The organism is Priestia iocasae, from assembly GCF_016909075.1.
In the GTDB taxonomy this organism is placed as follows: domain Bacteria; phylum Bacillota; class Bacilli; order Bacillales; family Bacillaceae_H; genus Priestia; species Priestia iocasae.
In genome coordinates this window covers 458,437-473,066 of the sequence record NZ_JAFBFC010000001.1, presented here as the reverse complement: position 1 = coordinate 473,066, position 14,630 = coordinate 458,437, and the positions used below count along the sequence as shown (strand labels likewise).

Genomic DNA, 14,630 nt, shown 5'->3' with positions numbered 1-14,630 from the left:
TTTCAATTAGATGATGCCGATCACTTAGTTCCTTCTTTTATGTAAAAATGCTACAATATGAGTATCTTTACATATTATGTCACGTTTTTCACAAGGAGTTAAGACAATGAAAAAATGGTTCTTATTAATTGGTGTCATCATTGGCTATATTTTAACCGTTGGTATCTTTTTTACAAACCGACTGATGTATATTAAGAAAAAAACAGATGACGAATTGATTGAACGAGAGACATCAGAAGGATTTTATCAAGAACAGCTTTATCATAATCTCCCAAAACAATCATTTACCATTCCATCTTCTTTTGGCTATCAGTTGTCTGGTACAGTTATTAAGCAAAATGATGATAAACGATTTATTATTTTTTGTCATGGAGTTACGGTGCACTCCATCAATTCTGTAAAATATATGAACCTCTTTTTAAACCGTGGATGGAATATCATTTTGTATGACCATCGTCGTCATGGCTTATCAGAAGGAAAAACAACGAGTTACGGCCATTATGAAAAATTTGATTTACAAACGATTGTCAATTGGACAAAAGAGCAATTTGGACAAGATATTACACTTGGGATACATGGTGAATCGATGGGTGCAGTCACAACCTTGTTATACGCAGGTTTAGTAGAAGACGGGGCAACATTTTATATTGCTGATTGTCCTTTTTCTGACTTTGAAGAACAATTATCATACCGATTGAAAGAGGATTTTCGCTTACCAAAACAGCTGGTTATGCCGATTGCCAACCTATTCTTAAAGGTAAGAGATGGGTATTCGTTCAGAGATGTCTCTCCTATTCAAATCATTGATCAAATTAAAGAGCCTATTCTATTTATTCATAGTGAAGAAGATTCATACATTTTACCTCGCATGACAAAAGAACTTTATGATAAAAAAGAAGAGCCTAAACAATTATTTCTAGCACCACTTGGTACTCATGCCCGCTCCTATGCAGACAATCCAGAAGAATATGAGAACGTAGTTGATGCATTCTTGCAACAAAATAAGCTGAACTCCTAGGAGTTCAGCTTATTTTATTAATGAGTGACATGCGAGGATTTAAAATTTGACTAGGGCATTTGAGCATAAATGTATTGGCAGTCTCTACATAGTCAATCGTCATGTTATCATCTAAAAACACTTGTTTGTTTTTTTCAACAAATACAGGGCGGAAATTTGTTTCAATTTTAACGTCGCCTTCATCTGCTTCATCGATAATCCACAAGGCTGTTACCCCACTCACCACGCACCCACATCCATCAGTATCATATTTAAGTTTCACTAACTCATTTTCATTTTGAGGAAATAGTTGTTCCATTTTTTCAATCGCTTTTTCTGTAAATGTAATCTTCATCTTTGTCCCTTCCTTTCCACTTCCCTTACAGTATAGTATAGTTTTTCTTTTCTTACGAATATTTAAGACAAGTTGAAAATCCAGAGCACTATGCGTAATATAGATAGTACATTCTATTATTTTCCACTTAGGAGGAACATGTATGTCAAAAGTTCAAATTAAAGTAAACGATAACGGATCTTTTCGTGTAACAGGGGATGTAGAGTTAATTGATGCAGATGGAAATGTATTTGAAACAAAACAAACCTTCTCTCTTTGCCGATGTGGTCTTTCAACGAAAATGCCTTTTTGTGATGGTAATCATAAAGGAAAGTTTGATTCCTGTGTACGCGCTAAACAAGTGTTAGATGAGTAATCATATAACACACCACACCGTCTATAACCGTATTTTATTCTTATCATCTCATGTATAATGGTCCTTAATGAGGTGAATGTATGGATCGATTACTAATTCAAAAAATGCTTTTAAATTGCTTGTCTCATTATGGTCATGAATCTATTTCGTTAACTACTTCTGAACATCATCACCTTTACGATAAAGTCATCGAAAAAAAACAACTTGAGTCAAGTAACGATCTATACGAAATTATTAACGATGTCGTGTACGATTACTTAACCGATAATGGAAGTATATGGTGAAGAAAAGCAGTTTTATTTCAGATAACAAATTAGTAAATAAAAAGGCTGAGACAAAAAGGGGCAGGCTCGCCTCTGTTTTGCTCAGCTTCTTTTGTATGTTGAATTAGGAAAAGTATTTTCATTCCGTTCTCTTACTTTCGATGAAAAGCATTTCCAGCTAGTTTTTCTACTAATCGTGGGGCAAGCTGATAAAGTGTAGAACCCATCCCCATCCAACCTGGTAAATTAATTTCTCTTTTTTTCTTAATCATAGCATCAACAACTTTTTTAGCCACTACATCCGGATTTAACATAAATTTTTCCACACTTTTTGTGTAATTTCCCGATGTATCAGCGATGGTAAAAAAATCCGTTTGAATAGGACCTGGATTGACAGCTGTGACATACACATTTGTTTTAGAAAGTTCCATTCTTAAGCTATTGGTAAAACCTAAAACTGCATGCTTCGTTGCCGCATAGCCACTTGATTTGGGAGTAGCTAATTTTCCTGCTTGAGAAGCGATGTTTATTATTTGGCCTTTATTTCGTTTCACCATGTCTGGTAATACCATCTTCGTACACGCAATTAACCCTAGCACATTTACTTGAAACATGGCTTCAATATCTTCCATTTTGGCATCTTCGACTGACTCAAAAATACCAAAACCTGCATTGTTAACTAGCACATCAATCGAACCAATTTTTTTTTTAATTTGCGTGAACGTACGTTGAACATTTTCAATGTGACTCACATCTAATTCATATGTATAGCAGCTTGTTTTATACTGACGCTGAATTTTTGCTGCAACCACACGTAGCTTCTCTTCTGTACGTGCAATTAACACGACGTTTCCACCACGCTTTGCTACTTCATACGCTATTTTTTCACCTAATCCTCCCGATGCTCCGGTAATGACTACGTTTTTGTTTTTTAATGATTGAATACTCACTATGACCACCTCATACCATTTAACCTATTACGTTTCTCTTTATCATAACCTTATTCCTTTGTTGTAACATCTTTTCTCTTCTTTCGTGTCGTTTCTTTTAAATAAGAAACGTCTCAAAAGATAAGGTATTTCTTCCTTTTGAGACGGCTAGCATTAAGCGTAATAAACCCAATGTTGTTGGCTACTATCAATTTTCACTTCACCTAAATTTTCCAGATAGTCTAATTGTCCAATTGTTTCGGACATCGTTAAGCCAAGTTGCTTCTCGTACACCTTTGGAAACAGCTTCGTACAAATTTGAAAAGCGGTTCTTGGCTGCTCTTTTATCAATTTTAACACTTTATATGCACGTTCATGCTGTTTATTTAAACGTTCTTGGATCAAATCATGTGCATTTTCTACTTCTTCTCCATGTCCCGTATAAACACGTTTAATTGGAAACGTCAGCAATCGTCTTAACGTATCATTATATTGAATTTGTGATTTTGCTCTCTCTTCATATTTAGATTGTGGTGGTTCAATAAGCGGATTGGATGAAATATGGCTAATTAGAACATCGCCTCCAATTAATAACTGTTGTTGCTCATGATACAAAGCAATATGACTTTGAGCATGACCTGGTGTCTCTAACACTTTCCACCCTGTTAAACCTTGGATGAAATCTCCCTCTTTTACCGTACTCGTTAATGATCGATGACAAGAATACTTTAATGTACTTTTCAATTTGGGTAAAAACGATAAAAATACTGGGTCTATACCTGATTGTGTAAAGAATTCTAGAAAAAACGCCTCGTAGTGCTTTAAGAAATCGTTATCTTGGGTAATCCAAACTTCATTATGTTGATGACCAATTACTTTAATATCTTTATCTAGGTAGTCTAATAATCCCACATGATCAGGGTGATGATGTGTTAAGACAACTTGTTCGATATCTGATACAGCAAAACCAATTCTACCTAACTCTTCATTAAATTTCTTCCATGCTTCTTCTGTCTTAACACCCGCATCTACCAATGTGAGGCTATCTCCTTCTAAAAGATAGACATTCACATCCCCAACATCAAATGGTGTAGGAAGCACAATTTTATGAATTTGAGTGACCATTCATTCATTCTCCTTTAGTTAACATAGTCGCTTTCTTTAAGTGTACACGATTTGTCTTCTCATTCAAGCTATTCAAATTAATTTCATCTAAATATTGACAGGACTAGTTATTTCATTGCATAATGACAAGAAATAAAATCGGCGTTGATTGGGATTAGTAAATGATTAATGATGCATAGAGAGCAAAGTTCATAGGCTGAGAAACTTTGTCATCCTCTTAATAATTGAACCTACCCATGAGCTTTTAGGGAAACCTAAACGTCTACCCACGTTACGGGATATGAGTTGAGTATATTTTTTATACTAACGAAGGTGGTACCGCGGATTCTAAGACCTTTCCGTCCTTTGCGACGAAAGGTCTTTTTGTTGTTTATTTTATTTAGAACAGGAGGCTACCCTAAAATGAACGGTATCTCAAGTATCGGTTTTATTGGTGCAGGCTCTATGGCTGAAGCCATGGTTGCAGGACTTGTAGAAAAGAAACAACTACGTAAACAAAACATATATGTGACAAATCATTCGAATGATGCTCGCTTAAACTACTTTAAAAGTACGTATGGTGTAAATGTTACACGTGATAAACAAGAAATCGTCACAAACTGCGATTTAATTGTGTTAGCAATGAAACCAAAAGATGTTGTAGAAGGCGTACAATCCATTAAGCCATTTATAAAAGACAAACAATTTATTGTGTCGGTGTTAGCTGGTGTCTCAACAGAAAGTATACAAACGTTAATTGAAAAAGAAGTAGCCGTTGTGCGCGCAATGCCTAACACTTCTGCTTCAATTGGATTATCTGCCACCGCTATCGCAAAAGGTGAGTTTGCTACTACCTATCATATTAAAGAAAGTAAACAGTTATTTAGCTCTATCGGAACTGTAACAATCGTAAAAGAGGATGATTTACATGCTGTAACAGGCTTATCAGGAAGTGGGCCTGCGTATGTGTATTATCTAGTTGAAGCGATGGAAGCTGCTGCACATACCATTGGATTAAATCAAGAAACAGCAAAAGACTTAATCCTTCAAACTCTGATTGGCTCTGCGGAAATGCTCAAACATTCCTCTAAATCACCTGCTACTCTTCGCAAAGAAGTGACAAGTCCAGGTGGTACAACCGAGGCTGGTTTAAAAACATTATCAGCCTACCGTTATCAAGAAGCAATGATTGAATGTATTAAGCAAGCTACTGAACGATCGAAAGAACTTGGGGAATCGATTAACCAGACAACAATGTCTCCTAAGCTTTAAAGATGAAATATAGGAAAAGAAAGTGCTATAATTCATTTGTTTAGAAAATCGAAATAATTGGAGGCTGTATAACCTTGTCTACTCAATTGTTTTCACCTTATACAATTAAAAATATAACGATTAAAAACCGCATCGTTATGTCACCAATGTGTATGTATTCTTCTCACAATGAAGACGGCCATGTACAAAATTGGCATTTTACTCATTACGTCAGCCGTGCTGTCGGCCAAGTAGGAATGATCATGCTCGAAGCAACAGCGGTCCATCCTCAAGGGCGTATTTCATCTCGCGACTTAGGAATTTGGGATGATCGTCATATTGAAGGGTTACAAGCTCTAGTATCTCAAATAAAAGAACATGGTGCGACAACAGCTATCCAACTCGCACATGCTGGACGAAAAGCAACTGTTGATGGAGAAATCTTTGCTCCTTCTGCCATTGCATTCGACGAGAACATGAAGCGTCCAAAAGAAATGTCAATTGACGAAATTAAAGAAACCATTGTTGCCTTTAAAGAAGGTGCAAGTCGAGCTAAAAAAGCAGGCTTTGACATAATCGAACTTCATGGTGCTCATGGTTACTTAATAAATGAGTTTCTCTCTCCTGTAAGTAATAAGCGTACTGATGAATATGGTGGTTCGGCTGAAAACCGCTACCGTTTCTTGCACGAGATTATTACAGAAGTGAAGCAAGTATGGGATGGTCCTTTACTTGTTCGTGTATCAGCTTCTGATTATTTACCAGAAGGGTTAGATGTGGAAGACCACGTCACATTTGCTCGTTGGATGAAACAAGATGGTGTGGACTTAATTGATGTTAGTTCAGGAGCTGTTGCTCCAGCTAAAATCCCCGTCTATCCTGGCTACCAAGTTAAATTTGCTGAAACGATTAAGCAGCAAGCAGACATTGCGACGGGAGCGGTCGGACTTATTACAAGTGGGCTACAAGCCGAGGAGATTTTACGTAACGAACGCGCTGATTTAATATTTATCGGCCGGGAATTATTACGTGACCCTTATTGGGCTCGAGCGGCAGCAAAAGACTTACGAACAGACATTCAAGCACCCGTACAATACGAACGTGGCTGGTAATGTAAAAAAAAGCGAAGGCGATCTCTTTTGAGATCGCCTTCGCTTTTTTAGTTTGGAATTGGAATCATTTTCAAATCTTCTGCTACTTCTGTTTGTTCGAATATTTCCTTCGCTTCATGAACAAGCAACTGAATGCTGTCCGCTTGATAACGAGAGCTAATATGTGTCAGAATAAGCTGCTTAACGTTCGCTCGTTTAGCCACTTCAGCTGCTTGCTTCGCTGTCGAATGAAAATAATCATAAGCCAACTGCTCATCATTACCAGCAAATGTCGCTTCATGAACAAGCACATCTGCATGGGAGGCAAGTTCGATACTCTTTTTACATATTCGTGTATCTCCTAGAATAACGATTACTTTTCCTTTTTTGGGAGGGCCTACAAAATCAGCTCCATTTATCACTGTTCCATTCTCTAATTCAACTTGTTCACCTTGTTTAATTTTCTGATAGATTGGGCCTGGCTTAATCCCAACTTCTTTTAACTTATCTACTAATAGAATACCGGGTAAGCTCTTTTCCGTGATTCGATACCCATAAGAAGGAATACCATGCTCTAGTAATTGACACTCCACTTTAAATGTATCATCTTCAAAAATAATGCCTTCTTCTACCTCAACTATTTTTAAAGGGTAACGTACATGCGTTTGACTAACCGATAAGGTAACAGAGATAAACTCCTTGATACCACTTGGTCCATATACGGTTAAAGCTGATTGTCCATCTTGAAACGACCGACTTCCAAGTAAACCAGGCAATCCGTAAATGTGGTCACCATGAAGATGTGTAATAAAAATCTTTTCAATTCGGCGAGGCTTAATAGATGTATGTAAAATTTGGTGTTGCGTCGCTTCTCCACAATCAACTAGCCACGTTGTTCCTCGCTCTTGTAATAATTGTATCGCAATGGACGATACGTTTCGATGTTTAGCAGGAATACCCGCGCCAGTTCCTAGAAATAGTAACTCCAAAGAAAAACCTCCCTATTCTTTCCGTACAAAAAGCCTGTATAAGTCATTATACAGGCTTTTTTCATATTCACAAAGACTCTTATTTTACGTAAGCTAACGCATTTGTCAGTGTCTTAATCATAAAGTCAATGTCAGCTTCTTCGATTGTGAGTGGCGGTGAAAGAGTTAATACGTTATTATAACCCGCAACTGTTGCACCGTTTTTCCCAATAATTAGTCCTTCTTTCTTACATTCAGCAATGATTTTATTGACATATTGAACATCGATTGGTTCTTTTGTTTGCTTATCCTGCACAAGTTCAATTCCTATAAGCAACCCTTTTCCACGAATATCACCTACATGGGAATGATCCTTTAACAGATGCTGTAACTCTCCAAGCAAGTATGCACCAAGTTCTTTTGAACGCTTAAATAATTGTTCTTGCTCCATAATCTCAATATTCTTTAAAGCTAAGGCACATGCAGCTGGACTACCTCCAAATGTGTTTACATGACGTAGATAGTCATATTCATTCGTTCCTTTAAACGCTTCATAAATTTCTCTTCTTACCGCTGTAGCAGAAAGAGGTAAGTAAGCACTTGTAATTCCTTTTGCCATTGTAATGATATCTGGCTTAACGCCATAATTCATAAATCCAAATGGCTCCCCTGTACGACCAAACCCACAAATGACTTCATCGACTATTAAAAGGGCACCATGTTTCTCACATACCTCTTTCACAGCTTTCATATACCCATCAGGTGGCATTAGAATTCCTCCACCTGTAATAATAGGCTCCATAATAACTCCCGCAATGGTTTCACTCAGCTCCCACGTCATGGTGCGATCTATTTCTTTAACGGCGTGAAGTTCTGACGGCGGACAATTTGGCGCATCAGTTGCACGATATGAGTCTGGTGGGGAGACATGGATAAAACCTGGAGCTAACGGCTCATATTTATATTTTCGTTGCGCTTGGCCAGTTGCTGAAAGTGCGCCCATCGAGTTTCCATGATATCCACGATAACGTGAAATAAATTTATAGCGATGTGTGTCCCCTTTTTGTTGATGATACTGCCTTGCAATTTTAAATGCCGCTTCATTCGCTTCTGATCCACTATTGGAAAAGAAAATAACATAGTCATCGCCTAACATTTGATTTAGCTTTTCTGCTAGTTGAATAGCAGGTGTATGACTTTGAGTTAAAGGAAAATAAGCAAGCTTTTTCAATTGTTCGTAAGCTGCCTCCGCTAATTCTTCGCGCCCATATCCTACATTCACGCACCAAAGCCCCGCCATTCCATCTAAGAAACGATTTCCTTCTTGATCTGTTATCCAAGCTCCTTTTGCTTCTTGAACAACCATTGTCGCATGTGGAGTATATGGCTTCATTGAATGCCACACATACTTCTCATCTTTTTGTAGCAACTCTTCTTGATTTTTTCCTACTTGTACCATTCCATCCAATCCCCTTCCTATTACTTCAATCGTGTCTTACTCATACCTTCACCACAATCATTGAAGAAGACAACAGAGATGTGTTAATTGCTACTTGTATTTCAAAGAAAGGAACGAGCATGGATTGTTGACTTTTCCATTTCTCGTTCCTACAAACTCATCATTTACCTTATTCAAACTTTGCTTTTGTATGATACATATGTTAAAAATCAAAGCGAGATGTAATCATTTTTTTACGAGTATAAAAATTCAGTCCGTCTTTTCCGTTCACATGTAAATCACCATAAAATGAATCTTTCCAACCAGAAAACGGGAAAAATGCCATCGTTGCAGGAACCCCAACATTTACACCTAACATGCCTGCATCGGCTTCTTCACGGAATTGACGAATTGCTTTAGCGTCTTTTGTATAAATCGTTGCTCCATTTCCAAATCTTGATTTTCGAATGTATTCTAACGCTTCATCTAAATCTTCTGCACGAAGCAAACTTAAAACTGGAGCGAAAATCTCTTCTTTTGCAATGGTCATAGTTGGTGTCACATAATCAAAAATAGTAGGACCTAAAAAATTCCCCTCTGGCATCTCATCCATTTCCTTACGCCCATCTCGAATAAGGTTAGCTCCTTCTGCTAAGCCTTTCTGAATATAACCAAGCACTGTATCACGATGCTGCTGACGAATAACAGGTGTTAATAACACTTCATCATCTAAACCATTGCCCATTATAAGCTCATCTGCTTTTTCCCTTAGTTTAGAAGCCACTTGATCAGCATTATCTCCTACTAATACAACAGCGCTACAAGCCATACAACGTTGCCCTGCACTTCCGTAAGCTGAGCTAATAATATGTTGAACCGCTTTCTCTACATCGCAATCAGGCATCACAATATGGTGATTTTTAGCACCAGATAATGCTTGCACTCTTTTGCCTTGTACAGCAGAGCGTTCATATACATATTTGGCAACCGGTTGAGAGCCAACAAATGAAATAGCACGTACATCATCATGTTCAATTAAACCATTTACAACATCATGGGCCCCATGTACAATATTCAACACACCTTTTGGCGCTCCAGCTTGTGTAAATAACTCTACTAAGCGATTCGCTAATAAAGGCGTTCTTTCTGAAGGCTTTAATACAAATGTATTCCCACATACAATCGCAAGTGGAAACATCCAAAGCGGAACCATCATCGGAAAGTTAAACGGGGTAATTCCTCCCACAACACCTAGTGGATATCGATACATTTCAGAATCAATTTCTTCTGCAATATTACCGAGGGTTTCCCCCATTAGTAACGTTGGGGCACCTGAGGCAAATTCAACACATTCGATTCCTCTTTGTACTTCACCATAGGCTTCTTTGTAAGCTTTTCCATTTTCTTGCACAACAAGTTTTGCTAATTCTTCATGCTGATCGACTAATAATGAATGATATTTAAATAAAACTCTTGCTCGTTTTGGAGACGGAACATCCTTCCACGTATTAAATGCTTGTTGAGCTGCTTGAACCGCTTGATTAACATCTTCTTTCGTTGAAACAGGTACAGTTGCAATTACCTCTTTTGTAGCTGGATTAATCACATCTAACTTTTCACTACCTTTTGAATCTACCCATTCCCCGTTAATATAGTTTTTTAATAATAACGTATCTTTATTTACCACTGACATGTACGATACCCCCTTAGAATAATTGGATTCTTTGTATCTTATTATCTAGTATTTCTGCATCTGTTTCATTAGACATTGTGTAAAAGAACGATTAGGAATTATTCCACATAATGCATAAGGGGATGAACAAAGTCTTTAAAGAACTCTTCATTCATCCCCTTGAACGTTATAATTTATATGATAGTTTACTGGTTGAGTTAACGGTGAACAAGTATTCATAAGTCATTAACATAAACTCAATCGCCATGCGCTTTTCTGGTTGCATGAAGTCTGAACCTAGCAGCTTCTCTAGTTTTTCAATGCGATGATAGAGCGTTTGACGAACAATAAATAATTTTTTCGCCGTTTCTTGCTTTGAACCCTGACATGCAAGGTACGTTTTTAAGGTTTCCATTAATTTCGCATTGTACTTTTTATCATAATTGATAACTGGCTCTAAATACTCCATGACAACATCACGAAGATCTTTATGCTGTTGAACGAGAGAAATAACCCTAAACATATGAAGATCATCATAAAAATGAATGGTTGTGCTGGACTCTATTTTTTCTTGAATTTTTATCGTATCAATTGCTTTTTCATAACTTTTACCTATGTCTCGTAAATCTTGATAATAAGAGCCTATTCCTATTAATTGAATAGGAAAGTTGCGTTTCTTTTGATAATCTGTATCCATTAACCTTGAAATACCATCTGTTATTCTCTTTTTCCATGTCTTATAGGACCTTTTATTAAGCAACAACAGTACGATATAATTGTGTTTCTCAATTGTAAAAAGGTGAAAACCTTCTTGTTCAAATAAATTTCGTATGAATAATTTAAAATAAGTTAAATCAAAGGAAGGTTGTTCACTATCTGAACTCCATTTACATACTGCCACAACCCCACCATCGATTGCCGTTGGATGAATACTTTCTTCAAGATAATGCATAAGCTTCTCATGCGATAGTTCACCTGTTAGCCATTTTGTCATCCACTCTGTTTCTGCTATCCTTCTTCTTTCTTCTACATATAAATCTCTTAAAAAGTGTTGTGCTAATGCGGTTGCTGTTCGATCTAATGCTAGAAGTTCTAGTTCTGTTAAATATCGTTCATGACACAGTAAATATAGCTCAGCGTAGTCTTGATTTAACACTTGAACGCGTTGTAGCCCTATAGAGGTTTGTTCTCCGTTTGTATCGATTTGATTTAGAAGATGGAGTATTTCTTTTTCTTTTGTAGGTGAAGCATGTGGTATAAGTGTAGTCACTTCATTTAAGCGAAGCGCAACTTGTAAGTTTGTATATTTGTGAAAGAAAGTTAAGATTTCCTGAGGATGATTAATGGTTAATAACAGCTTATTTAACTGCTGAGAATAATTCTCTAAGTCTGAAATCATTTGATAATGTTGATTAATCAACATTGAGTGAATATCTTGCGTAATCTCTACAAATGGTACTTCTTCGTGAAAAATAATAATTGGAAAATCATGTTCATTTGCAATATTAACCACTTCTGGAGGAATCTCAGAGGTGTATATTCCTATTTCGATACATAATCCAACTGCACGACATTCAATTAATTGATGAAGAAATGAAATAAAGACCTCTTTGTTTTCTTTCCATCCGACCCCTGTAGATAAAATAAGTTCGTTTCCATTTAATAATTTGTTCACGTTCGTTACTTCCATAATATGTACCCATTTCACCATATTATTGAGCCCTTTTTTCCCTGCAATCACTTCACTACAAACAAAATGCTTTCTACCTAATATTTCATTAACTGTTAAATATGATTTCAAGCGGGCACCACCTTTTTATGATGTAAGATTGATCTTTATATTTATTAATATTATATTAAATTTTCAGAAAATAAAGCGATTTAATAAAAAAAGTTGTAATCACTTTAGAAATGATCACAACTTCTCAGCTCTTTTTGTTAATTTATGTAAAAATCGATGTCTTTTTGCTGCTTGCTCTTTAATTCTTGTGATTTCCTTTTTATAAAACTGCAAATCTTGTAATGAAACCGCATTTAGCATCTCCATTTTTAATTTATCAATCAAATGTACTTCCTCTGGTGTCATACCTTCACTCATATTAATCATAACCGGCACATCCTTCCTAACTATTAATTACTACAAAATACGTTAGTTCGAAACCCTTTTTGGGTCTTGTAACCTAATTGTAATGTATGTGTTACAAAAGACATTTAAAATAAGCCTGCTAAAGTTGCATTAACCTTAGCAGGCTCACTGTAAAAAGCGATAACTGATAAAACAGTTCTACGATTTATTGTTCATTGGACGTGGTAATATTTTCACCCATTACTCATTATCCCATCACGTTTGATGGATCATAATAGAGGAAAAGTATTTACGTGCATCTGCCGTTAAAATGTGCATAACACATTCATCTTTCTCGTGACCTTGGCTTTTTTCAAATTGAACGAAAGCTCCACTTAAATTTTCTGTTACAGCTTTAATTTTATATCCTTGCTGGATTAAATAATCAATCTTATCTCGTTCTGCTATAAACTCTTGATAGGAAGACATCCTTTCACCTCAATTCATTGTAATGGATTTTTCACTTGGTACTTTTATCTTTTCGTCTACTTCAATAACCCAGTCTCTTCCTACAGTGATTCCTAAGTATGTTTCATCATCCGGATTTTCAATTTCTGCTTGCTTATACTTTTTAAACCACCAATACTTTGCTAAAACATAATAGCAACTAGAACCTACTAAAAACCCAACGATGAATGAGTAGTTGGCTAAAAAATAAGCTGCTAAACCACCTGTAATCCATGCAATAAATCCTGCCACATTAATACCATTAAGATATTTATACTGTCCTTCACTTTCATATAAATCTGTCACATTCACTCTGCGTTTGCGTAGCAAATAATAATCAGCAAACAAGATCCCTACAATCGATGACAAAATTCCTCCAATAACAAGTAACGCAGGAATAATGATGCCGAATAGACTCCACGGCTGAACGATTGTACCAATGATTCCTGCCATTAGAACGCCTACCCAAAAAGGTACTTTTGGTCCACCTACATTTGAAAAAATGGTTGCAGCTGGAATCAAGTTAGCAGATATGTTGGTTGACCATTGAGCAAATACAATCATGAGTAACAAAATTCCTAAAATAAATCCACTTGCTGCTTCTTGTAATGCGACCACTGGATCGTAATTTTTCACAGCGATATAGGAGACACCACCAATGATAACCATAAACGTTTGTGTTAAGGGTAAGGCAACAACACTTCCCACTAATGACGATTTGTTTCGTTTAAACCAGTTGCGCTCATGCTTTGGTGCTTTAATATACCTAGAAATAGAAGGCATATCCGCTGCTAAAGTTGCCCAAAATCCCATATTACTCATTATAACAATAACAAATGCTGTTACAGCTGCGCCGCCAGTCACTGGATTTTCAATCCAAGCCCACACTTCTCTTCCTTCCGCCAATGCTTTATCAGATAGTGTTGTGTACATCCATGCTGAAATAATGATAATAATGGGAGCCGCCAAGTCTGCAAATCGTTCTACTGCCTTAATACCTAATGCAGTGTTGATAAGCTGAAATAAAGCAAAGAGGAAAAAACAAACGAGCCAGTTATCAAAACCAACTAACACGTTCAAAATCCCATTCATGGCTGTTGATCCAAAATACGTGTTAATTCCAAACCAACACGATGCAGCAATTCCACGTACGAGCGATGGAATATGAGTGCCAATTGTACCAAAAGGTGCTCTCATATAAACTGGAAATGAGAGCCCATGCTCAATTCCGATATCACCAATGATTGTCATAAATAATCCAATTGCTACTGAACCAATGACTGTCGCAAAGACGACCCATCCTAGTGAAATACTTCCAACACCAGCTCCACCAATTGCAAATGCTGCTAGTACAACTGCCATACTCACCCACATTAAAGCAAAGCCAAACGTCCCTATCTTCTTATCACTATGAGCGATAGGTAACAAATCTGGTGATTTCAAATAACTTGTTTGCTTTTTCATTGTACACACCCCTTATCATTCAAAATAAACACGCTTCACGTAAACCTTGATTCTATCAACATGATAATCAACAAAGCATAAGCTAACGATTCATATACAGAAAGGGCTGTTTCAAAGAGCGTAAGAAGAGCTCCCTTTTTATCTGTCATAGCTTTTGAAACAGTCCCAACT

Annotated in this window: 15 protein-coding genes and 1 other annotated feature; of the genes, 5 read left to right on the top strand and 10 right to left on the bottom strand. The window is 36.7% G+C overall.

Annotated elements, in window-relative coordinates; translation table 11 throughout:
• Positions 1-106: 106 nt before the first annotated feature.
• The gene (locus tag JOC83_RS02355) at positions 107-1,018 is read left to right on the top strand and encodes an alpha/beta hydrolase (protein WP_205183188.1); all 912 of its coding nucleotides are present in this window, start codon (positions 107-109) and stop codon (positions 1,016-1,018) included.
• A 4-nt stretch (positions 1,019-1,022) separates the two neighbouring features.
• On the opposite strand, the gene JOC83_RS02350 is transcribed toward JOC83_RS02355, so the two are convergent.
• A complete protein-coding gene (locus JOC83_RS02350; protein ID WP_205183185.1) occupies positions 1,023-1,352 on the bottom strand; it encodes an iron-sulfur cluster biosynthesis family protein in 330 nt (109 codons plus the stop codon).
• Between the two features lie 142 nt (positions 1,353-1,494).
• Here JOC83_RS02350 and JOC83_RS02345 point away from each other — a divergent pair, with 142 nt between their 5' ends.
• A complete protein-coding gene (locus JOC83_RS02345) occupies positions 1,495-1,707 on the top strand; it encodes a CDGSH iron-sulfur domain-containing protein (RefSeq protein WP_205183182.1) in 213 nt (70 codons plus the stop codon).
• 80 nt (positions 1,708-1,787) lie between these two features.
• Positions 1,788-1,991, top strand: a complete 204-nt coding sequence (locus JOC83_RS02340; protein WP_205183180.1) for a YqzH family protein — start codon at positions 1,788-1,790, stop codon at positions 1,989-1,991.
• Positions 1,992-2,122: 131 nt separating this feature from the next.
• Here JOC83_RS02340 and JOC83_RS02335 read toward each other — a convergent pair whose 3' ends face one another.
• Together JOC83_RS02335 and JOC83_RS02330 are read right to left on the bottom strand one after the other, a co-directional pair.
• Entirely contained in the window at positions 2,123-2,914 is a 792-nt protein-coding gene (locus tag JOC83_RS02335; protein WP_205184762.1) for an SDR family NAD(P)-dependent oxidoreductase, read from the bottom strand.
• A gap of 159 nt (positions 2,915-3,073) precedes the next feature.
• Positions 3,074-4,024: an MBL fold metallo-hydrolase gene (locus JOC83_RS02330; RefSeq protein ID WP_205183177.1), complete on the bottom strand. Its 951-nt coding sequence runs from the start codon at positions 4,022-4,024 to the stop codon at positions 3,074-3,076.
• A 135-nt stretch (positions 4,025-4,159) separates the two neighbouring features.
• Positions 4,160-4,373 (top strand) — a binding site (T-box leader).
• Positions 4,374-4,426: 53 nt separating this feature from the next.
• On the opposite strand from JOC83_RS02330, the gene proI reads away from it, so the two are divergent.
• On the top strand, positions 4,427-5,275 hold the full coding sequence (gene proI, locus JOC83_RS02325; RefSeq protein ID WP_205183174.1) for a pyrroline-5-carboxylate reductase ProI: 849 nt from the start codon (positions 4,427-4,429) through the stop codon (positions 5,273-5,275).
• Positions 5,276-5,349: 74 nt separating this feature from the next.
• Positions 5,350-6,366, top strand: coding sequence for an NADPH dehydrogenase NamA (gene namA, locus JOC83_RS02320; RefSeq protein WP_205183171.1), 1,017 nt, complete (start codon positions 5,350-5,352; stop codon positions 6,364-6,366).
• Between the two features lie 47 nt (positions 6,367-6,413).
• Here namA and rnz read toward each other — a convergent pair whose 3' ends face one another.
• The 7 genes from rnz to JOC83_RS02285 form a co-directional block, all read right to left on the bottom strand.
• Positions 6,414-7,334, bottom strand: coding sequence for a ribonuclease Z (gene rnz / locus JOC83_RS02315; RefSeq protein WP_205183168.1), 921 nt, complete (start codon positions 7,332-7,334; stop codon positions 6,414-6,416).
• Between the two features lie 79 nt (positions 7,335-7,413).
• Positions 7,414-8,772 (bottom strand): aspartate aminotransferase family protein, encoded by a 1,359-nt coding sequence (locus JOC83_RS02310; protein WP_205183165.1) that lies wholly within the window; start codon positions 8,770-8,772, stop codon positions 7,414-7,416.
• A 202-nt stretch (positions 8,773-8,974) separates the two neighbouring features.
• A complete protein-coding gene (locus tag JOC83_RS02305) occupies positions 8,975-10,444 on the bottom strand; it encodes a CoA-acylating methylmalonate-semialdehyde dehydrogenase (RefSeq protein ID WP_205183163.1) in 1,470 nt (489 codons plus the stop codon).
• Positions 10,445-10,610: 166 nt separating this feature from the next.
• Positions 10,611-12,224: a PucR family transcriptional regulator gene (locus JOC83_RS02300; RefSeq protein ID WP_205183160.1), complete on the bottom strand. Its 1,614-nt coding sequence runs from the start codon at positions 12,222-12,224 to the stop codon at positions 10,611-10,613.
• Positions 12,225-12,338: 114 nt separating this feature from the next.
• Positions 12,339-12,530 (bottom strand): hypothetical protein, encoded by a 192-nt coding sequence (locus JOC83_RS02295; RefSeq protein WP_205183157.1) that lies wholly within the window; start codon positions 12,528-12,530, stop codon positions 12,339-12,341.
• Positions 12,531-12,764: 234 nt separating this feature from the next.
• Positions 12,765-12,977: a hypothetical protein gene (locus tag JOC83_RS02290; protein ID WP_205183154.1), complete on the bottom strand. Its 213-nt coding sequence runs from the start codon at positions 12,975-12,977 to the stop codon at positions 12,765-12,767.
• A 9-nt stretch (positions 12,978-12,986) separates the two neighbouring features.
• A complete protein-coding gene (locus JOC83_RS02285) occupies positions 12,987-14,459 on the bottom strand; it encodes an NCS1 family transporter (RefSeq protein WP_205183151.1) in 1,473 nt (490 codons plus the stop codon).
• Positions 14,460-14,630 lie beyond the last annotated feature (171 nt).